Source organism: Polycladospora coralii, from assembly GCF_014773435.2.
GTDB lineage: Bacteria > Bacillota > Bacilli > Thermoactinomycetales > Thermoactinomycetaceae > Polycladospora > Polycladospora coralii.
On sequence record NZ_JACXAG020000003.1, the window covers coordinates 231,385 to 253,899 of the forward strand.

Below are 22,515 nucleotides of genomic sequence, written 5' to 3' on the forward strand. Positions count from 1 at the left end.
ATTTATGAAAGTAACGAATAATAATTACCTCTCCATCATAACACTACAATTTAATGGAGAGCAAGATATAGCTGTACTGGACTAGCTGTAAATCCATTTCCTTAGTGATTTCTATTTTATATTAAAAATAACTAAGTTGTGTTTGTTTCTATCTCATTGTCATGACAGACATCAATGTATCTATTTTATTATTCGAAATATAGAGGGGTTTTTGAGGTTCAATACTTAAATTATTTTATTTGAGTTTGGTTCAATCAAGACTCAAAAGCACTTCTGTCCGATAAATGACACGTTCATTTTGGTTGTTCGATACTATGAAAATTTCTTATATAGATAAAAACAATGCCAGTAAATATTTATAATGTATTGTGATAAAATAAGTAAATATTTATAATTGAAATCATAAGTTACTTTGATATGATAGAGTGAAGTGTTCTAGTCAACCTGATGGTCGTGATAAAATATACGAATAAAACCTAATCCATGCTAAAACATTTAAATAAAATGCCAAAAAAATGTATTGAATTACAGGGTAGATACTTAAAGGAGAGGAAACCAATTGGATAGACGAAATTTCTTAAAAGGCGCTGCTGCCTTTACTTTAACAGCTGTGACCTTTGTACTAGCTTCTCAAACAGCACCTGCTCGATATGTCACAAAGAAAATCAAAAATCTATCATACCAAATATTTCCTGAAGGGGAGTCTGTGCGTTACACAGTTACTGACCCTGCAAAGGCTAGCTTATCTTTTATAAACTTAAAATTTGTTGGTGGTGCGCCTAAAGAGTTTACCTTAAATGTAATCACGAAAAAAGGTGATGTTCTTGTCGAAGGGAAACCGTTAAATCCAGAACAGGGGGAACTTGAAATCCAAGTGATTGAACGCGAGAACGATGAATATATCATCCAAATGAATATATCTCCAGAAATGATTATTGGAGATCGTGTATATGTGGATGTGAAACAAAAGGAGTCCAATCCAAAATACGCTTTAGAAGACATTTGGATTGATGTGAAAGAAGGAACTGATCCGGTCGTAGAAAATGAGCATGATATAGAAGGGTATGTACCCCAATTGAGTTATCGTGCTGGAGAAGAGATAGAGCTTAAAGTACATGCCCCAACAGGACGATTTGGGATTGAGTTTGTAAGATATGGAAAAGAAGAAAAAGTAGTTGATCGCGTTGAAAACATTAAAGGGATAAAACAAAATTATACAAGATATGTTTATCGTAATGGAGCTAACTGGAAGACGTCTTATTCATATCGAGTACCAGATTCATGGCGAACAGGACTGTACGGTGCACGATTGTTTGATCAGTCAGGAAAAGAATTTTATATTTCATTTAATATTAAATCATCTCGTTATACAGGTGAAAAGAAAAAAAGAATTGCGGTTTTATCTTCAACGAATACTTGGACAGCATATAACACCTGGGGTGGTGCTTCTTTATATAAATACTTTGTCAATGATCATGTAAGCCCTTTATATGCACAAATTGTGAACTCACAACGTCCCAATATAGAAGCATCTCCTGTAGGTGATCCTATACACTTGGCTAATGCTGAGAAGTTAATTTTGAGTTGGTTAGAGGAAAATGAATATGATTTTCATGTGATTGCAGATTCTGACTTGCATACGGATAAAGACCTATTAAGTCATTTTGGTACATTAATTATTAACACCCACGGTGAGTACTGGACTGAAGAAATGTATAATGCTTTGGAAGACTTTATGAATCAAGGTGGCAATTTACTATACCTTTCAGGAAACGGCGTATATTGGAAGAGTGTTGTTAAGGATAATCAATTGGAAGTGCGTAAGGCTTTTGGCTATCATGTGTTAAATGATGAAAGAGGGGGCTTATGGAACCGTATTGGCAGATCCGAAGCCGGTTTATTAGGTGTGAGATATACACCCACAGGATTTAACACTTTTCATCCCTATAAAGTGAAGCAGGCAGATCATTGGATATTCGATGGAACGAATCTTAAGAACGGAGATGAAATCGGTAAAGAAGGTTTAAATCGTGGAGGAGCTTCTGGGCATGAAACAGATAAACGAAACGAATTTTCACCTAAAAACCTGATTTTGCTAGCTAAAGGGACCAATCCGGAAGATGGGGGAGCCGAAATGGTCTATTATGATCACCCTGGGGGTGGCGGTGTGTTTTCGGTAGGTTCAGTTACCTTTGGTGGTAGTTTAGTGGTAGATGATAAGCTATCTCAAATGGTGAAGAATGTGATGAACCGTTATACATTAGAAAGCAAATCAGACTTATCATAATTTGAACCAGGTGTATTGATTTGCGTGATTTCCCATATGAATCATGCCACATCAGTTGTATCAGTTTCTATTATAACCAATGTGGCCTTATGGGAAATATATAATCCCGATTAAACATACATTATTTTGTTGTATTTACGATTTCGATGAGTTATTCTATTGATGATGTGGAGTCTTATATTTTTAATGCGGTATATTAGACTGTATATGACACTTAACTCAAGTGCATACAATAGAAAAGACTCTTTCCATGAATGGAAAGATTTTTTATTTGCACAGATTAGCGATACAAGGAGGCAACAATATGGCTGATATTGAACGTTCTTTATTTACCTCAGAGTCCGTAACCGTAGGTCATCCCGATAAAATCAGTGACCAAATATCAGATGCGATTTTAGATTCCATTTTAGCGAAAGACCCTAATGCACGGGTAGCTTGTGAAACAACGGTAACTACCGGTTTAGTCTTAGTTGCTGGAGAAATATCCACCAATTGCTACGTAGATATTCCTAAAATTGTTCGTAAGACGATTAATGATATTGGGTATAACCGGGCTAAATATGGCTTTGATGCTGTAACATGTGCCGTTTTAACTTCAATTGATGAGCAATCCTCAGACATCGCACAAGGTGTTGATCAAGCACTTGAAAAACGTGAAGGGTCGATGTCTGATGCAGAGATCGAAGCGATCGGTGCTGGTGACCAGGGGCTTATGTTTGGCTTTGCATGCAATGAAACAGAAGAGCTTATGCCTTTACCCATTGCACTTTCACATAAATTAGCTAGAAAACTACATGAAGTCCGTGAAAATGGCACGCTATCCTACTTACGACCGGATGGCAAAATCCAGGTCACAATTGAATATGAGAATGATAAACCACTTCGCATTGAAACCATTGTTTGCTCTACGCAACATGCAGAAGAGGTTACATTAGAACAAATACAAGCTGATATTAAAAAGCATGTGATTGAACCTGTAGCACCAATAGAAATGATCGACGACAAAACCAATTATTTTATTAATCCGACCGGACGTTTTGTCATTGGGGGTCCACTAGGCGATGCGGGGTTAACGGGCCGTAAGATTATTGTAGATACTTATGGTGGCTATGCACGTCATGGTGGCGGAGCTTTTTCTGGAAAAGATCCGACAAAAGTGGACCGTTCTGGCGCTTATGCGGCACGCTATGTCGCCAAAAATATTGTAGCGGCTGGATTAGCTGATAAATGTGAAGTACAGTTAGCTTACGCGATCGGAGTTGCGCGACCTGTCTCGATACGTGTAGAAACATTTGGTACAGGAAAAGTAGAAGAAAGTAAATTAGTAGAACTGGTAGAACGTAATTTTGATTTACGTCCTGCGGGTATTATTCGTGAACTAGACCTACGTCGTCCGATTTATCGTCAAACAGCTGCCTATGGTCATTTTGGCCGTACGGATATTCAATTGCCATGGGAAGAAACAGATAAGGCTGAGCAACTAAAAGCAGAAGCAGGAATTTAAAAGACAGCCCCTCCTTTTGATCAATAGAAGGAGGGGCTTAAATGTATCCTCAAATTTATTTCAAAAAAAATGACATGGTTAAATTATTTATGCAATATTGTGATAAAATAGTATTATTAAGTGTTGATTCGAGTCACACGATTGGTTTAATTACCATATGATTTAAATAAGGAGGAGCGAAATGATGGAGTACTGGGTATTGTGGGGGATAGCTCTTTATCTCGTCATGTTCTTCTTATTTAAAACACTTTCGCGGTATTTTGGCAAATACTATCACAATAAAGCGGTACATTTGGTCGTGCTTGTCGAAAATAGCGGGCATGCCATAGAATGGACCATTCGTTCTTATCATTTTTGGAACCACGCACGGGGTAGAAAAGGAACCATAACTTGTATTGATACCGGATCTGTAGATGACACTTTAGATATATTAAAAAGACTACAGCAAAGATATGATAATTTGGAAATCATTCAGTTTCATAATCATGTAAATGCAGATGACGCGATACAAGGCTGGCTAACAGCACAAGAATTGAAGGAGAAGTGGATCGTCTTGGATTTGCGAAAAGGAGAGTCCAAAAAAAGGAAAGAGAAAGATTCCGCATAACCGCTGAAAGTCAAGCTAGGTTGTTAGCTTGACTTTCAGACGAAAACGAGGGATATACGATGGATTATCATTTTTATCGACTTGCAGGGGAAAATGAAATACAATTCAGTATTTCGCTCGCAACGGATATCCTATATTGGCAACGTCAAAATAAAGCGGTTATCTATCTGGGCACAACTGAATTTTTTGCTGACGTAAGCGTGATTCAAAATGAAAAGGAGCTGCCTGCTCTACATACTAAAAAAATAATGTTACAACAAATACAAATGGATCTTGTGAAAAGCGGTCTTGACGATCTATTGCATTATCTACAAGGCAGGATGTTAAAGTATGCTGAAATTCAACACTTTGTCATACAGAATGGAAAGATCCCTCCTGCGCTATTAAACGACATCCTACAGCTCGCACAATTAGAAGGAAAAGTGAAGTTGGTCTCAGGAGTCGTAACGGAAGGGGCGCGTATGAGGTGGTTTTGCAGCCGCTGTAAGAGTGGATATAAGGATATCGTCAATGCAACGTGTAAGTTATGTGAGAATACTTGCGTGAGGTGTATGCGCTGTCTCAAGATAGGTGAAAGTAAATCGTGTCAGCCTGTCTACATTTTTCAGAATGACATAAAACAAGCAGAGAATAAGAAGACACAATTATCTATTTCATATCAAATCACGCCATTGCAAGAACACGCAGTAGCGAGAATACAATTATTTTTGAATAGTGAGTTAGAAAAACTACATTTATGGAGTGTTGTCGATTCCGGAAGAACAACCATATTGATCTATGCCTTGCTTGAAATGTTAAAAAAGAACAAAGTGATTGGTTGGGTGATTGCTCATGTTGACCATTTAAAAGAGAAATACGAACAACTAAGCGAAATGTTAACGCAAACATCAATTTGCGCGATCGGGGGAGATAACGAATACAGATACTGGGATAGGGCACAAATCTATCTTGTTACGAAGTATCAACTATATCGGTTCCATCATTTTTTTGATGTAATCATCGTAGATTCTGTGTATGCACAAAGAATGTCTGATGATTTTGCTTTACAGCAGGTGATCAAACGAACTTGTACAGAGAGAGCCAAAACCATCTTTCTAACGAATACGAAACCGTATCAATTTCATAAAATCCACCGTGATGTTAAACAAGATTGGATACATATTGCAGCGCGTTACCATGGAGAACCTGTAACGGTTCCTCGTTTGGTTTATGTAAACAACTTAAAGGACAAGCTATATCGAAAACAAGAAATCTTTCAGTTCCGGCAAATCATTTCAAGTATGCAAAGAACGGACAGTCTCTTATTTATCGTCAGGAATGAAAGAGCGGGTCATATGCTGTCTTCGTGGTTCCAACAATTAGACAAGCAGAAAAGCAATTTGATTTCGATTCTGATAGCTCCTGTAATGAAGCATGCGGTTAAGAGGTATACGCATATTGTAGTGATAGAAGCAGAATCTACTCAGTATTCAGATGCTCGTTTGTTTCATTTGGCCAGCTGTGTCAGAAGGGGTAGATTATATTTGGTTTCCAATGAGAAAACAATTAAACTAATGAAACTAATACAACAAATAAAAATACAAAATTATTTTGCTGAAAAAAGAGGATTTGAATATAAAAAGGTGAAGAGAAAATGAGGGGCTGGTGGTCTACATTTTTTGCAAGTCATCGCAAATGCTTCTTTTGTCAGAATGTAACCGCTTTGTATGCAAAAAAACCCATAGAAAGGATGGTGTGTAATCGTTGTTTCCGCAATTTTCAGCTCATTCACGAAGTGGAGTGCATCTATTGCGGAGGCATAAGCAGGAGTAGCAAGGGGATTTGTCAGGATTGTATGCAAGTTGCGTATTTTGAACGGGTTAAAAATCGATCTTCTGTGAGATATACCACATTTACGAGACAGCAATTACATATGTTTAAGTATAACGGGATGGAAGTATTAGCGCGTCCAATGGCTTTAATGATGGCAGAGACGATTTACAATCATTACAAGCAAGTTCAGTTTGGCTGTGTGACATATGTTCCTATGGATGAGAACAAACAAAAACAAAGGGGATACAATCAAGCTCACTTGTTGGCCCTTGAAATTAGTAAACGAATTAGCGTTCCGATGTACGCATTGCTTGCTCGTACAACACCAAGTGAGGCCCAAAGCAAAAAAAATAGAGTAGAGAGACTGAAAATAGGGAAGGGCGTATTTATTGGGCGTGAAGATATGGAGTTTGCTTTTTCAAAACAAACGGTGTTACTGATTGATGATGTGTATACGACAGGTGCTACTATCCGAGCTTGTACACAGGTGCTGAAAGATCAAGGTGCTGAACATGTATATGCCATAACGTTTGCAAGATGAAAGTGAAGCGTAAGTAGCGGTGTACAATTCAGGAAGTGTATTGTATGTAAAGAATTAACTTTGAATAAATATGCTTTTATGTGTATAATTAATTTAAACTTTAGAGATTCATTAGATTGCCTATGAACAGTAGTGCTGATGTTCCAAACTTAGGAAGTGTATTTTGAGCGGAAATGTCTATGCAAACCAGAAGGAAGAAGCGGACAACCGGTTTAAACGATAGGGAGTTTGGGCAGAGCAGTCTGTTCAGCTACGCGTCAAGTAAATGGGGAAATAATGAAAATCAACACACTTGGCCAAAGAAAGTCTTAATGCGAGAATGTGTATGAAAAGGCAGTAGTTACAAATCACCCAAATCAGTGCTATCGAATTGTATGGATAAATCGTACAAATCGACATGTTTGACGAAAAATTAAAAATAGGGAAAAGAGGGGATTTATTGTGCGTAAACTAGGATTAACAATGCTATTAATAGGAGCACTTTCTTTCACAGCACTTGGTTGTGGAAATAATGAAGCGACAGATACAGACAAATCAAAAGGTGAAAAAATGGATACGATAAAAATAGGTACAGATGCTGCGTATCCACCATTTGAAAAACAAGAAGGAAACGGTGATATAACAGGTTTTGATATTGAAGTTTTGGATGCGATAGCTAAAGCGAGTGGATTGGAATATACGATTGAGAATACGGGATGGGATCCTCTTTTTTATGGGATAGACAACGGTAAAATTGATGCAGGGATCTCTGCCATTACGATAACAGATGAGCGAAAGGAGAAATATGATTTTACAGAACCATACTTTGAAGCTAAACAAGTTATTTTATTACCTAAGGACTCTACTGTTACATCGTTAAAAGGATTAGAAGGTAAGAATATTGGTGTGCAATCTGCTACTACAGGAGAAGTCGTCGTACAACAAGCATTTGGTAAAACATACGAAAACCTAAAAGGATATGATGATACCCCAAGTGCAATAGAAGATTTAAAGCTGGGGCGACTTGATGCAGTTGTAGCAGATAATGGTGTGTTGTTAGAGTATGCTAAAAAACTAGGGAGCGATAAATTTAAAGTGATTGAGGACGCTTCTTTTGAACCGGAATATTATGGCATCATTACGAAAAAAGGAAACACCCAGTTGCTAGATAAGTTAAACGAAGGGTTGAAAAAAATTAAAGAAGATGGAACATATGACAAAATTTATGCAAAATATTTTGGAGCAGAGTAAGTGAGATCAATTTAAAAGAAAGATCATTCGTCTCCTTATATCGACTAGATATAGGGAGTATCTTTTTACTTGTGGATAACATGTGTATAAGTTTAGATAGCAATATAAAACATGCGACTCGTTACCAGGGATGTGAAAAAAGTGAATTTAGGAGATATAAACAACTGGTTCATAGAAAACTTTAATATGGACTGGTCAGTAGTAGTAGATTATAAAGGATATTTTATAGAAGGCTTTTTTTTAACGATTCAATTAACAACCGTTGGTATTATTTTTGGCCTAATCATTGGACTTATATTAGGATTGATGAGAGTTTCTGGCAATCGTTGGCTGATCAGGCCTGCACAGATTTATGTGGATATTTTTCGTGGAACGCCGCTATTATTACAAATATTAGCGATTCATAAAGCTGTATTGCCTACGCTAGCTGACTTAGTTGGCTTAGACGCACCTAGTAGTGTTACTTCAGCGTTTGTTGCATTATCCTTAAATGCTGGCGCATATATTGCTGAAATTTTTCGCGGTGGTATTCAGTCTATTGATAAAGGACAAATGGAGGCAGCCCGCTCTCTAGGGATGAGTTATGCGCAAGCGATGCGATTTGTGATTTTACCGCAAGCATTTAAAAGAATGCTTCCACCGTTAGGAAATGAGTTTATTGCATTGATGAAAGACTCTTCACTTGTTATGGTGATTGCTGTACATGAAATTACTTATGCGGCTTCGACAGCTTCTAAAAATACTTTTGAAGTGTGGACACCTTATATTGTAGCGGGTGTGATGTATCTCTTCTTAACTTATATCCTATCCAGAATTGTTGCTTATTTAGAGCGGAGGTATAGCACGAGTCAGTAATGACGTTCCATAGGGTAAAGCCATGCAATCGACAGGCTTGTGCACGAGTTGCTAAGAGGAGTGAAAATAATGATTCAGGTAAATAATTTGCATAAGAAGTTCGGCAAAAATGAGGTATTAAAAGGAATAACAACAGAAATAAAAGAGAAGGAGGTCGTGTGTGTCATTGGTCCATCCGGTTCAGGAAAAAGTACATTTTTACGTTGTCTAAATTTACTGGAGCCAGTAACGAGTGGGAATGTAAAAATTGGAGATGTTGATTTAACGGATGCTGATGTTGATATCAATCAAGTGAGAACAGAAGTAGGTATGGTTTTTCAACAATTTGAGTTGTTTCCGCATAAGAAAGTAATTGATAATATTACACTTGCCCCGATCCAGGTGAAAAAGATGAAAAAAACAGAGGCTGAAGAATTAGCACTTCAGTTATTGGTTAAAGTAGGATTAGAAGATAAGGCAAATGCTTATCCAGAATCCTTATCGGGAGGACAAAAACAACGTGTTGCGATCGCACGTGCACTCGCAATGCAACCTAAAATGATGTTATTTGACGAACCAACTTCAGCACTCGATCCAGAGATGGTGGGTGAAGTGTTAGCTGTTATGAAACAACTCGCCCAAGAAGGGATGACAATGGTCGTTGTCACACATGAAATGGGCTTTGCTCGCGAGATGGGAGATCGTGTTATATTTATGGATGAAGGTCTTATTGTGGAAGATGATATTCCAGAGGAAGTTTTTACAAATGCAAAACAAGAACGTACGAAAGAGTTTTTGAGTAAAGTACTATAGTAACCATCAGTAGTGGCGATTAACTAAATTACACGACAGTTTATGCCGTGAAATCATGCCAATCGTGAAATAAATATGAGATTAAGTTTGATTCACTTGCATTTGCGTCTATTTTTTGGTAATATTATTTCGTTAAGAGTATAAACTCTTTAAATTTTTGCACCATATCATGAAGGGAATGTTGTGTTTCATGCAAGGCAAAGTTAAATGGTTTAATGCAGAAAAAGGTTACGGTTTCATTGAGCGCGAAGGTGGAGAAGATGTATTCGTACATTATTCCGCAATCGAAATGGATGGTTTCAAATCACTAGAAGAAGGTCAATCAGTAGAGTTTGAAATCGTTGAAGGTTCTCGTGGACCGCAAGCTGCTAACGTTACTAAAAGCTAAGTGGCCTTTATATAACGAAACACTTCTCCCCAGTTCATGTACATGGGGAGTTTTTTTTATGTTTTTTTCCTTGATTTTCCTTTTGTTTTCTGTAACAATTTTGCAGGTATTTTCTTCAAAAGAGGGAATAAATACTGTAGAAAGCGGGAGGAGGATTTCAATATGAAATATGTCATCCGTGGAAATAACATCGAAGTAACTGAGCCGCTCCACGACTATGTTGAAAAAAAGATAGGACGTTTGGAGAAGTATTTTGATTCACCTCCGGCAGCTGAAGCCCAAATCTTACTAAGTGTAATCAATAAAGAAGAACATCGTGTTGAGGTTACAATCCCATTCCCAGGTTTTCTAGTCAGAGCTGAAGAATCTAGTCGTGATATGTATGCAAGTATTGACAATGTTGTTGAGAAGCTTGAGAGACAAATTCGTAAATATAAAACGAAAGTGAATCGCAAGGCGCGTCAAGATGCCAGTAATCGAAAGGATTGGATTGAACAAGCATCAACACAAATTACTTCTACGGCTGTGATAGACGAAGAAGATGATGAGTTTGAAATTGTGAAAACAAAGCGCTTTAATTTAAAACCTATGGTCCCCGAGGAAGCCATTCTACAAATGGATCTATTGGGTCATAACTTCTTTGTATTTTCGAATGCAAACAATGATGAGGTTAGTATCATATATAAACGTAAAGATGGTCGTTACGGTTTGATTGAACCAGAATAAAAATGAATCTTAAAAATACAGGGAGGTTGCCAAAAATGGCAACCTCCCTGTATTTTTAAATAATTAAATATCATTTTGAGATTGAAATATATTTTTTTTATAGCGGTAATCCCTTATAGTATTAAGGGCAGACTAAATTATATCGGCAACAGGTTCAGAGGAGGAAGGAATAGATGCATTGGAAAAAAAGCATTTCATTCATTTTTTTAATATTTTTCTTAGCAGGTTGCAATGTGATGAGCGGAGATACAGAAGAAAAGAGGCTTCGACTTGTAGAGTCTACAAATGTGGTAACACTAGATAGTGTGTTAGCAACAGATACATCTTCTATTAATGTTTTAAACAATGTTGGAGAAGGATTAATGAGATTGGGTGCAGATCATCAACCTACATACGGATTAGCAGAGAAAGTAAAGGTAAGCGATGATGGATTGGAATACACATTCTATTTACGTGAAAATGCCAAATGGAGTGATGGTGAGAGCGTCCATGCATCAGACTTTGAATATGCTTGGGAAAAAGCAATAAATCCACAAACGAATGCTAAAAATGCACGAATATTTTTTGATATAAAAAATGCACAAGCGTATCATAAAGGAGAAGTAAAAGTAGAGGAAGTAGGCATAAAAGTAGAGAACGATCAAGTCTTAAAGGTTACACTTGAACAACCTGCTCCTCACTTTCAAAGTATGCTCACACTTCCGATCTTTCAACCTCAACGTAAAGAAATTGTAGAAAAATACGGAGATGAGTATGGCTCCAATTCTATCGAAGTATACAGTGGTCCTTTTATGATCATGTCGATGGATGCACAAAAAATGATTTTAAAGAAAAATGAGTATTACTGGGATTTTGACACGGTTAACATCGATCAGGTAGAAATCTTAACCATAAAAAATACCGAAAAAGGGATTCAAGCTTATCAAAGTGGAGAAGTGGATGCGACAAAGTTAGATCAAGAATTTATTGATGCTTTTAAAGGTTCTCCAGGTTATTTACGCGTAGATATGGCACGCGTTCAGTATGTGTTACTCAATCAAAAAAATGAGTTTTTAGCAAATAAACATATTAAGCGGGCGGTTACATTGGCACTTAATCGTGATCAAATTGTAAATGAGATCTTGAAAGATGGATCTGAACCTGCTGGATCGATTGTTCCTCCGTCTATTTCAGGCGTAGATAATCAGACTTATCGAGAGATGGCAGGAGGAAAAGAACTGATAACATTCAATATTAAAGAAGCCCAAAAAGAATTTAAATTGGGATTAGAAGAACTACAGTTGACTGAAGCACCAGAGGATATTCAGTTGCTAGGGTATGATGATTCACGTCGATACGTCTCTATCGAGATCAAAAAGCAGCTGCGTGATGTGTTAGGGTTTACTGTGTTACTCAACTCTCCCATAAGTGGAGAAAAACATAAGCTGACAGATCGTCATGAATTTGATATGACCGTTACTCGGTGGCGAGGAGATTATGATGATGCCATGAACTATTTACAGGCTTGGACCAAGAGTAATCGCTTAAATCATATCAGCTTCGCCAATACAGAATACGATAGCTTGCTGCAAAAAGCTAAACAGGCTACCAGTAAAAAGGAAAGAATTAAACACTTGATAGCGGCAGAAAAATTACTTATTTCGTCTCCAGAAGGTCAGGCGATCGTTCCGCTTTATTATATTAACGAATCGTATCTTCAGAATCCTGATGTTGTAAACTTCTATCGTCATCCATTTGGTCCTGATTATAGTTTGAAATGGGTGGATAAGAAAGTTAAATCATAGAAATAGGTACATGGTTGGTGAAATTACAAATGAAAGTGTTTTATGCATTCATTTCTAAGAAATAACCTTGTATACTAGGATATATGAAAATGGGGGTTTGTTATGAAAATACTTACAGTTGTAGGAGCGAGACCACAGTTTATTAAAGCTGCTCCGGTATCTAGAGCGATTAGAAAATCTTATGAAGAAGTGCTGGTACATACAGGACAACACTATGACAAAGCGATGTCAGATGTTTTTTTTGAAGAATTAAATATTCCGATCCCTGAATACCATTTGCATGTAGGTTCCAAATCACATGGAGCTCAAACCGGTGAGATGTTAACCAAAATTGAAGAAGTCATGCTAAAAGAAAAACCAGACTGTGTACTTGTTTATGGAGATACCAACTCTACTCTTGCGGGTGCGGTTGCTGCTTCTAAAATACATATTCCAGTCGCACATGTTGAAGCGGGGTTACGCAGTTTTAATCGACGTATGCCGGAAGAAGTAAATCGTGTACTTACTGACCATGTGTCGAAATGGCTATTTTGTCCCACCCAAACAGCGGTAAATCATTTGGCAAGTGAAGGCATTCAAAAAGGTGTCCACCTTTGCGGCGATGTGATGTTGGACGCTGTGATTTATAATGGTGCATTAGCAAAGGAAAAATCAACGATATTAGAACGATTAGATCTTAAAGCAGGTGCTTATCTATTAATTACGCTACACCGTGCCGAAAATACAGATGACCCATCACGGTTAAGTGAAATTATAAAAGCCATTAATCAGATAGATCAACCCACTATCTTACCTATGCATCCACGTACGAAAGGGAAGTTAGTCCAATTTGATCTACGCATCACAAATCCATTCGTGAATTGTATTGATCCGGTAGGGTATTTAGATATGCTACAATTAGAAACGAATGCGAGTAAGATTTTAACAGACTCCGGCGGTGTACAAAAGGAAGCTTTTTTTGCACAAGTTCCGTGTATTACAATGCGCGATGAAACAGAATGGACAGAAACAGTTGAACGAAAGACGAACGTACTCGTTGGTGCCAACAGTGAAAAGATCTTACATGCCCTAGCTCAGTTTGAAGTTGATTTTACGCGTGTGGATCCTATTTTTGGAACGGGAGATGCAGCAGATCAAATTGTGCAGCAGATTCATGCAGATCTCGTAGAAGGAAAATAGTAGGCTGAATTGTTGATGATCGAAAAGCAGCCGCTTAGCGTAGCGGACAATCTGTGTAACCCCTAGAACGCTTTGGCTATTTTTTAAACAAAAGTGCATGGCGAACAAAATACACGACGATTCATATGGAAAAAGCATTCGAAACCGAATGGCTTCGCTAAATCATGATTAAGGAAGTGGCTGACTTGCGTATATGGCTTGCTAATCATTATGCCGTACCACCAAATATCGCTGGTATTACAAGGCATTATGAATTAGCTAAAGAATGGGCAGAAGTAGAAGAGGCTGAAGTGACCCTCTTTCTGTCAAAGTTTGTTCATCCGAGACGGACATTCGTTACACAAGAAGAAAAAGATGTAGTGAAAGGGATTAAGGGCTTAAAACTGAAGTGGCTGTGGTCTTTTCCACATCGTTCAAATGACTTTAAAAGAATCATCAACATGGGTAGTTTTGCCCTCATGTTACTGCTAACAGGAATTTTTAAACGTAAGCCGGATGTATTGATCGCTTCGTCACCTCACCTCTTTACCGCATTTTCAGGATGGATGTTGGCTAAATTAAAGAGATGTCCTTTCATCTTGGAAGTAAGAGACTTATGGCCCGACTCCTTAATAAAAATGGGGGGGCTAAACAACAAGCGGATTGCCCGGCTACTTACCTGGATGGAATCATTTTTATATCATCATGCAGATCAAATTATTGTTTTGACAGAACACCAGCGCCAATTTATAGCGGATAAAGGTATAAATAAAGATAAAATTGACCTGATTCCCAATGGGATTGTCGTCAGCTCTTGGACCAAGAAAAAGAATCGTCGTCAAGAAATCCGTCAAGAGTGGGGAGTTGCAGAAGACGATTTCGTGGCGATCTATACAGGGGCACATGGACCGGCTAACGCGCTAGAGTATGTAGTGCGAGCAGGTGAGTTTCTTAATGAGAAAATGAAGATTGTTCTTATTGGGGATGGTCCGGAAAAAGAAAGATTGATTAAGCTAAAAGAAGAGCAGGGCTTGGAACAAATTTTACTATTACCACCTGTACCTAAATCAGACATATTTGATTATACGCAAGCAGCGGATTGTGGAATTATTTCACTGGCTGACAATGAGGTTTTTCGTGGTGCTAGACCTAATAAGTTATTTGATTATACCTTCATTGGTCTTCCAATCATTTCGACAGTAGATGGTGAAGTGAGAGAGATTATTGAAAAAAATGAAGTGGGCATTTTTGCGGGTGCTGAAAACCCAGAAGGTATAGCGAGCTCGATGGAGAAAGTCATGACTTACAGACCCGAACAATTAGAGCAAATTAAAGTGAATGGCAGGTCATATATTGACCGAGAAGGAGATCGTAAGAAATTAGCCCATCGATTCTTTGAGATTATGCAAAAGCTACAAAAGAATAAAGCTTGATGGACAATGGCATAGAGGTGGTAACACTGGTACTCCATAGAGAAGTGTCCACTTCTTGTTCAGTGAAATATCATGGTAATTCTGATAAACTCGTGGTAATAAGAAATTTGTTAATGATAACTGGTTTTCGTGTGAAATTTGACCAAGGTAGGAGATGGTGAAGGTGCTAAAATCCCTTCGAAAGTTATTTGATTCGAATGAACGTCAACTCAAGAAATACATCGCAACGGCAGAACAGATCGAGTCCTTGGAATCCACAATGTCAGGATTATCAGATCAGGCATTACAAGCCAAAACAGATGAATTTAAGGGACGATTGCAAGCGGGTGAAGATTTAGATCAGTTATTGCCCGAAGCTTTTGCTGTGGTTCGTGAGGCAGGAAAGCGTGTCCTTAACATGCGCCATTTTAAAGTGCAGCTCATTGGTGGTATGGTACTTCATTACGGTGATATTGCTGAAATGAGAACGGGTGAAGGGAAAACACTAGTATCTACATTACCTGCTTATCTAAATGCGTTGACCGGAAAAGGTGTACATATTATCACAGTGAACGATTACTTGGCTAAGCGTGACTGTGAATGGATGGGACAGCTTTTTCAATTCCTAGGACTATCAGTAGGACTTAATTTACCGATGATGTCAGCTGAGGAAAAGCGTGCTGCTTATCAAGCGGATATTACGTTTGGAACCAATAATGAGTTTGGTTTTGATTATTTGCGCGATAATATGGTGCTGTATCCAGAGCAACTTACACAACGTGAACTTCACTTTGCGGTGATTGACGAGGTGGATAGTATTCTCATTGATGAAGCACGTACACCGTTAATTATTAGTGGACAAGCAAATAAGGCAACCGACTTATATTACTCAGCTGATAAAGTTGTACGACGGCTAAAGCTCGAAGATGATTTCACTGTAGATATTAAAACGAAGCAAGTTGCACTAACAGATGATGGAACGAAAAAAGTGGAAAAGTTTCTTGGGATTGATAACTTGTATGACCTCAAACATATTACATTGAATCATCACATACAACAAGCGTTGAAAGCGCATGTCCTTATGAAAAAAGATCAGGATTATGTGGTCAGTGAAGATGAGATTTTAATTGTTGATGAGTTTACAGGAAGACTGATGCAAGGAAGAAGATATAGTGATGGGTTACATCAAGCGATTGAAGCAAAGGAAGGGTTGCAAGTTCAAAGAGAGAGCATGACACTTGCTACAATTACACTACAAAATTACTTTCGCTTATACGATAAACTATCTGGTATGACAGGCACAGCCAAGACAGAGGAAGAAGAGTTTCGTAAGATATATGGAATGGATGTTATTCAAGTTCCTACCAATCGGCCAATGGTCAGAGAAGATTTATCTGATGTCTTGTATAAGTCAGAAGATGGTAAGTATAAAGCTGTAATTGAAGAAATCGTGAAGCGTCATCAAGAAGGACAACCTGTACTAGTAGGTACGGTCTCAATTGAAAATTCTGAGAAACTTTCACGTATGTTAAAAATGAAAGGGATCCCGCATGAAGTATTAAATGCAAAAAATCATGAACGTGAAGCTGAAATTATTTCGCAAGCGGGTCGTCGTGGAGCCGTTACAATTGCTACCAATATGGCAGGACGTGGAACCGATATCGAACTTGAAGCTGGCGTAGATCAATTAGGCGGTCTGCATGTAATTGGAACAGAGCGGCACGAAAGTCGTCGAATCGATAATCAGCTACGAGGTCGATCTGGTCGACAAGGAGATCCGGGTTCATCCCAGTTCTATCTATCTTTTTCAGATGAATTAATGCGCCGATTTGGTGGTGAAAATTTAGAAGGCATGATGGAACGCTTTCGCTTACCTGAAGATCAACCGATTGAGGGGAGAATTTTTACTAAGGCGGTAGCAAATGCACAGAAAAAAGTGGAAGGAAATAACTTTGATGCACGTCGTTGGGTGTTGCAGTATGATGATGTACTCAGTCAACAGCGTGAAATTATATATAAGCAGAGACGCGAAGTATTATTAAGCCAAGATTTAAAAGATGTTATACTTGGTATGGCAAAAGATACTGTTGAACGTGTTGTTTCTGCCCACACGCATGAAGATTTACAAGAAGAATGGGATCTTGACGCGATTGAAGATTTTGTTGAGGGGAATCTCTTACCGGAAGATCGCTTAGATGATGATGATTTTGAGGATTTAGATTCACAGGAGATCATCGATCTGATCATGGATGAGGTTAAAGAACACTATGAAGAGAGACAGGACGAGATTGGCAATGAACGTCTGCAAGAGTTTACCAAAGTCGTCGTGTTACGTGCAGTAGATCGTAAGTGGATGGATCACATTGATGCGATGGATCAACTACGTCAAGGAATTCACTTGCGTGCTTATGGTCAAGATAATCCTGTGCGTGCATACCAATTTGAAGGTTATGCGATGTTTGAGCAGTTGACGGAAGAAATCAAGGAAGAAGTCGTTCGTTATGTAATGAAGTCTGTTGTGACGGAAGACGAAGAGATCGAGCGTGAAGAAGTAGCGGTTAATGCGAAAGCCGTTTCTGGGGGACAAGAGCAAACCAAAGAAAAAACCAAAAAGCCGGTTAGAAAATCAGATAAAATCAAACGGAATGACCCCTGCCCGTGTGGAAGTGGTAAGAAGTATAAAAATTGTTGTCAGAGCAATGAATGATTTTGGTTGCTACTTATAGCGATTAGAGCAAAAACACGCATATTGTAAAGATGAGGTGTATTGATTTGGAAATCAGTGAACTGAGGCAATCCATCAAAAATACAGCTAAACGTTTAGCGGATATTAGGGGGTCTCTTTGACTTAGATCAGAAAAAAGAACGTTTAGCTGAATTAGAAGAAAAAATGGTAGCACCTGATTTTTGGGATGACCAAGGTGTGGCACAAAAAGTGATTGAAGAGATGAAGCATTTAAAAGAACAAATTGAAGAAATCGATCGGTTAGAGCAAGCACTTGAAGAAAGCGAATTACTACTGGAACTTATGGTTGAAGAACAAGATGAATCCGTTCAGAAAGATTTAGAGCAAGGGATTCATACACTCATGAAAGAATTAGATGTATTTGAATTAAATATGATGTTGAATGAGCCCTATGATCGAAACTCAGCAATTTTAGAGCTTCATCCGGGAGCGGGTGGCACAGAATCTCAAGATTGGGCTGAAATGCTACTACGTATGTATACACGTTGGGCGGAGAGAAGTGGCTATAAGGTTGAAACTTTAGATTACTTACCTGGCGACGAAGCCGGTATCAAAAGTGTTACCTTGCTCATAAAAGGAATAAATGCATACGGTTATTTAAAAGCAGAAAAAGGGGTTCATCGCCTGGTCCGCATCTCACCATTTGATTCTTCTGGAAGACGACATACCTCATTTGTTTCTGCAAATGTGATGCCAGAAGTGGATAATGATGTTGAAGTAGAGATTCGTACCGAAGATCTTAAAATAGACACATATCGCTCCAGTGGTGCAGGTGGACAACATGTAAACACAACCGATTCCGCTGTGCGCATTACACATACCCCTACAAATACAGTAGTTACCTGTCAATCTGAGCGTTCCCAGATTAAAAACCGCGAACGGGCGATGAAAATTCTTAAAGCTAGACTGTACGAGCGGATGCTGGCGGAACAAAAAAAGGAAATGAATGATTTGCAAGGAGAGCAATCGGAAATCGGTTGGGGAAATCAAATTCGTTCCTATGTCTTTCATCCTTATAGTATGGTGAAAGATCATCGAACGAATGTCGAAATGGGAAATGTGCAAGCTGTTATGGATGGAGATTTGAATACATTTATTGAATCTTATCTACGCTTGAATATGAGTTGATACATTCATATTGAAAAGAGGGGTTAATATGAACGGGCATAAATATATTCAGTTTGAACAAGTGGATCATATTGCAGTTATTACACTATCTAGACCTAAAGTGCTAAATGCTTTAAGTAGAGCGTTGTTGGAAGAACTAGACGAGGCGATCACATGGGTAGAAAACTCAAATGAAACACGTGCTCTGATTATCACGGGGGCTGGTGAAAAAGCATTTGTAGCTGGTGCAGATATAGGCGAATTACGCAGCGTACCGTCCGGATATGAAGCGGAAGAGCTGGCATTAAAAGGTCAAGCCGTATTTAATCGAATTGAAAATTTAGCTAAACCCGTTATTATGGCAGTGAATGGCTTCGCTTTAGGAGGAGGCTGTGAATTGGCAATGAGCGGAGATATTATTCTTGCTGCTGATCGAGCCAAATTCGGGCAACCAGAAGTTCATCTAGGCGTTATTCCAGGCTATGGAGGAACACAAAGACTTGCACGTTTAATCGGTAAAAATAGAGCGAAATATATGTGTATGACGGGTGAAATGATTGATGCTGAAGAAGCATACCGTCTAGGTTTAGTACAGAAGGTAATTCCTGCTGCAGAATTGATCGATGAAGCCAAAAAACTGGCTAAAACACTAGCCCAGAAGGCACCACTTGCACTTCGCTATATTAAAAAATCGATTCATACAGGAGTCGAAGTTGACCTGAAAACAGGTTTAGAAATGGAAGCTGCATTTTTTGGACTTACGTTTGATTCAGAAGATCGTAAAGAAGGCATGGATGCTTTCGTAGAAAAAAGAGCGGCACGTTTCACCGGAAAATAAGGGTCGGCTGCAGCCGGCTCTTCCCTATTTTTTCGATTACCAAAATAGAAACAGATATAAAAGGGGGGATATCATTGGATCCAGTAATTTCGGGCATTTTGATAGGTATAGGAGCAATTGCTCTAATCGTTCTCATTAGCATTCTGGTTGCGAAAAAGCGTAAAAAAGAAGTTGAGATGTTGGATCAAATGTTTCCTGAAGGTAGTTTATCTAGTGAAGATATGAAGATCGCAGTAGATAGGGTGCGCCGAACAACCAAAGAGAGAGAAAAACGAAATAAAGAAAAGCAAAAAATACACAGAGAGCGCCCTAAAGAAGGAACGTTATTACCAGATGAAGATAAAGAATTTATTTCTTCTGCATCTTTTCATGAGAAACGGATATCTAATGAAACAACTGTAGATACGGAACCAGATCCTTTGACAGAAGTAACTTCAGAAAAGAGCGGTTTGTTTGCTCGGAGCAGTGATAAAAACAAAACAATGGATAAGCAAGAATCTGAATCGTCCGATACACTTGAGCAGACTGATGACGTTGACACAGAGGCGAGTAAACATCGTCGTCTTTATAAAAAGAGCTTATTAAAGCCAGACCGTAAAGAAGAGACGATGATTCGGAAAGAAAGCTTATTGACCCAAATTAAAACAGACCAAGATAGCGATACTTCAATGGATGAAGAAACAGCTAATGTATCTATAGAGGACGAAGATTCTGAAGATACGAATCCATCTCTAAGCAGATCGAATAAGCAGAAAACACCGCGTAAATGGTTTTAGGATTTGCGAACGAGAAGCCCAACCACTTTTAGTGGGGAGTAGTTCACGCTTGACGATATTGATAGGTACCCTATATAATGAAATCAACAGAATACGTTACGGATGTCCTTAAAGGGGAGTAGCTGAGAAACAAAGTCGTCATTCCGGATATTTAATATCCCGGCTTTGTTGGCAACAAGATCTGTTGTTAGCAAGACCTTTACTTTTTCAAAAAAGTAAAGGTCTTGCTATTTTTTTTGTTACTTGATACCGTTTCTGGGATAATATAAAGGAGGTTTTTCCTCGTGTAGCATGAACCGGATTCTTCCATATGTTTATTCTATTATTTATCGTTAAGGAGTGTTATAAGTGGAACTTTTATCTACAGAGTTTTTAACTGCATTATTAACCATTATTGTAATTGATCTCGTGCTGGCAGGGGATAACGCGATTGTAATCGGTATGGCTGCTAAAAATTTACCCAAGACGAAGCAGAAAACAGTCATCATATGGGGAACTGTGGGAGCAGTCGTTATGAGAACGATACTAACATTAGTTGTCGTTTGGTTATTGAAAATACCTTACTTGTTGCTCATTGGAGGCGTGCTTTTACTGTGGATCGCTTATAAACTACTAGCAGACGAAAAAGAACACGATGTAAAAGCAGCTACTAGCTTACGCGCTGCTATCCAAACGATCATAGTAGCGGATACCATTATGAGCTTAGATAACGTATTAGCCGTCGCTGGTGCTGCCCATAACAATTATTTACTTGTTATCTTAGGACTTTTAATAAGTATTCCGATTATCGTTTGGGGGAGCCGTCTTTTCTTAAAATTAATGGATCGGTTTCCGGTTATTATCTATATCGGTTCAGGTGTACTTGCGTATACAGCAGCTAAAATGATTGTAGATGAGAAGTTAATTCATCCTTTCTTTAATCAAAATCCGTGGCTGGAATATGCTTTTTATATTATTGTAGTCGTCGCAGTATTATTGGCTGGCAAGTGGTCAAATATGAAAAAAAATAATCAACAACCGGCACATACCAACTAGAAGTGCAATCACTTATAAAGTTTTGCTATGAAATTTCGGGAAATCAGGTGGAGATTTCACCCCACCTGATTGAAATCCCATACACGAAGATCAGATAGAAATATTATGAAAATTTACACACTTGGGAGAATGGATATGATTAGCTTAGAATATCGGTTGCTAGATGAAAAAAAGGGGTTTTCAGTTGTAACTTTTTATGAGAACATTTCAAAAGAAGAAGTCATCTTACGCTTCAATTGCGATTACTTCATTAAAAATCACAAGGTTTATAGGAAAGAAACTTGTAGGATTGAAGGCTTGGTATATGTGATCTATGTGGAACAAGATAAGGATGAAAAAGTGCTCGAACAGGGATTGATTCCCACACCTACATGGCAAGGTACGCGCGTAGAAGTGCGGCATTTTCAAGAAAATACAAGTCAATATCCGGTTATACACATTTATCATTTTCATACCTATACAGATGTCCTCTTATTTCTTAATAGTGATACTGTTGATATTGAAGGAAACGATTGGTGCAAAACGGCTACAGAAGTAGACGAAAATCGAAAAGTGTATGTTTATTATGCTGAGCCTATTTTGTAAGGGGGATTTTAGAATTGAGTCAAAAACATAAGACAAAAAAATTAGTAGGTCTCTTTGCTTCATCTGTATTACTTGTTCCGATGACTGTGGGATGTGAAGATGCAAACGCAACACCTGATTTTGACGATGATATTGAGTTGTGTTATGACAATGATAGAGATGAACTTTGTGATGATGATGGAACAAGTTACAATCCCAATAATTATCTTGTATTAGACGGAAAAAAAGTAGCCTATATCAAAGATCAAAGCTTGGTTTCTTCCGGAAGTAGTGGGGTTAGTAAACTAAAGAAAGGAATAGGGAGTAAGTCCGCGGTAACGTCTGGAGGTTAA

General features: G+C 38.3%; 20 protein-coding genes. All 20 read left to right on the plus strand.

Features of this window, described 5'->3' with window-relative positions; translation table 11 throughout:
- Positions 1-559: 559 nt before the first annotated feature.
- The 20 genes from IC619_RS09300 to IC619_RS09395 all read left to right on the plus strand — a co-directional run bounded on the left by IC619_RS09300 (position 560) and on the right by IC619_RS09395 (position 22,515).
- On the plus strand, positions 560-2,287 hold the full coding sequence (locus tag IC619_RS09300) for a N,N-dimethylformamidase beta subunit family domain-containing protein (protein WP_191139600.1): 1,728 nt from the start codon (positions 560-562) through the stop codon (positions 2,285-2,287).
- Positions 2,288-2,591: 304 nt separating this feature from the next.
- Positions 2,592-3,791 (plus strand): methionine adenosyltransferase, encoded by a 1,200-nt coding sequence (gene metK / locus IC619_RS09305; protein ID WP_191139601.1) that lies wholly within the window; start codon positions 2,592-2,594, stop codon positions 3,789-3,791.
- Between the two features lie 181 nt (positions 3,792-3,972).
- Positions 3,973-4,398, plus strand: a complete 426-nt coding sequence (locus IC619_RS09310) for a hypothetical protein (protein ID WP_191139602.1) — start codon at positions 3,973-3,975, stop codon at positions 4,396-4,398.
- A gap of 59 nt (positions 4,399-4,457) precedes the next feature.
- Complete coding sequence (locus tag IC619_RS09315) at positions 4,458-6,035, plus strand: hypothetical protein (protein WP_191139603.1); 1,578 nt, start codon at positions 4,458-4,460, stop codon at positions 6,033-6,035.
- Positions 6,036-6,232: 197 nt separating this feature from the next.
- Positions 6,233-6,751: a ComF family protein gene (locus IC619_RS09320; protein WP_191139604.1), complete on the plus strand. Its 519-nt coding sequence runs from the start codon at positions 6,233-6,235 to the stop codon at positions 6,749-6,751.
- A 441-nt stretch (positions 6,752-7,192) separates the two neighbouring features.
- Entirely contained in the window at positions 7,193-7,981 is a 789-nt protein-coding gene (locus IC619_RS09325; protein WP_347239778.1) for a basic amino acid ABC transporter substrate-binding protein, read from the plus strand.
- Between the two features lie 186 nt (positions 7,982-8,167).
- A complete protein-coding gene (locus tag IC619_RS09330) occupies positions 8,168-8,836 on the plus strand; it encodes an amino acid ABC transporter permease (protein WP_191139688.1) in 669 nt (222 codons plus the stop codon).
- A gap of 69 nt (positions 8,837-8,905) precedes the next feature.
- Complete coding sequence (locus IC619_RS09335; protein ID WP_191139605.1) at positions 8,906-9,628, plus strand: amino acid ABC transporter ATP-binding protein; 723 nt, start codon at positions 8,906-8,908, stop codon at positions 9,626-9,628.
- A 190-nt stretch (positions 9,629-9,818) separates the two neighbouring features.
- A complete protein-coding gene (locus tag IC619_RS09340; RefSeq protein WP_191139606.1) occupies positions 9,819-10,016 on the plus strand; it encodes a cold shock domain-containing protein in 198 nt (65 codons plus the stop codon).
- Positions 10,017-10,178: 162 nt separating this feature from the next.
- Positions 10,179-10,742, plus strand: coding sequence for a ribosome hibernation-promoting factor, HPF/YfiA family (gene hpf / locus IC619_RS09345; RefSeq protein ID WP_191139607.1), 564 nt, complete (start codon positions 10,179-10,181; stop codon positions 10,740-10,742).
- Positions 10,743-10,915: 173 nt separating this feature from the next.
- Positions 10,916-12,526, plus strand: coding sequence for a peptide ABC transporter substrate-binding protein (locus IC619_RS09350; protein ID WP_191139608.1), 1,611 nt, complete (start codon positions 10,916-10,918; stop codon positions 12,524-12,526).
- Positions 12,527-12,628: 102 nt separating this feature from the next.
- A complete protein-coding gene (gene wecB / locus IC619_RS09355; RefSeq protein WP_191139609.1) occupies positions 12,629-13,705 on the plus strand; it encodes a non-hydrolyzing UDP-N-acetylglucosamine 2-epimerase in 1,077 nt (358 codons plus the stop codon).
- A gap of 185 nt (positions 13,706-13,890) precedes the next feature.
- Positions 13,891-15,117: a glycosyltransferase family 4 protein gene (locus IC619_RS09360; RefSeq protein ID WP_191139610.1), complete on the plus strand. Its 1,227-nt coding sequence runs from the start codon at positions 13,891-13,893 to the stop codon at positions 15,115-15,117.
- A 163-nt stretch (positions 15,118-15,280) separates the two neighbouring features.
- The gene (gene secA / locus IC619_RS09365) at positions 15,281-17,803 is read left to right on the plus strand and encodes a preprotein translocase subunit SecA (RefSeq protein ID WP_191139611.1); all 2,523 of its coding nucleotides are present in this window, start codon (positions 15,281-15,283) and stop codon (positions 17,801-17,803) included.
- Positions 17,804-17,868: 65 nt separating this feature from the next.
- Positions 17,869-18,970 (plus strand): peptide chain release factor 2 gene (gene prfB, locus IC619_RS09370; RefSeq protein ID WP_191139612.1). Its coding sequence is split into 2 segments (ribosomal slippage): positions 17,869-17,940 and positions 17,942-18,970, totalling 1,101 coding nucleotides; the frame shifts between segments, so codons are not numbered across the junction.
- 28 nt (positions 18,971-18,998) lie between these two features.
- The gene (locus IC619_RS09375) at positions 18,999-19,787 is read left to right on the plus strand and encodes an enoyl-CoA hydratase/isomerase family protein (RefSeq protein WP_191139613.1); all 789 of its coding nucleotides are present in this window, start codon (positions 18,999-19,001) and stop codon (positions 19,785-19,787) included.
- Positions 19,788-19,861: 74 nt separating this feature from the next.
- Positions 19,862-20,563, plus strand: coding sequence for a hypothetical protein (locus tag IC619_RS09380; protein ID WP_191139614.1), 702 nt, complete (start codon positions 19,862-19,864; stop codon positions 20,561-20,563).
- Between the two features lie 348 nt (positions 20,564-20,911).
- A complete protein-coding gene (locus IC619_RS09385; protein ID WP_191139615.1) occupies positions 20,912-21,598 on the plus strand; it encodes a YjbE family putative metal transport protein in 687 nt (228 codons plus the stop codon).
- A 135-nt stretch (positions 21,599-21,733) separates the two neighbouring features.
- A complete protein-coding gene (locus IC619_RS09390; protein WP_191139616.1) occupies positions 21,734-22,183 on the plus strand; it encodes a hypothetical protein in 450 nt (149 codons plus the stop codon).
- Between the two features lie 14 nt (positions 22,184-22,197).
- Positions 22,198-22,515, plus strand: a complete 318-nt coding sequence (locus IC619_RS09395) for a hypothetical protein (protein ID WP_191139617.1) — start codon at positions 22,198-22,200, stop codon at positions 22,513-22,515.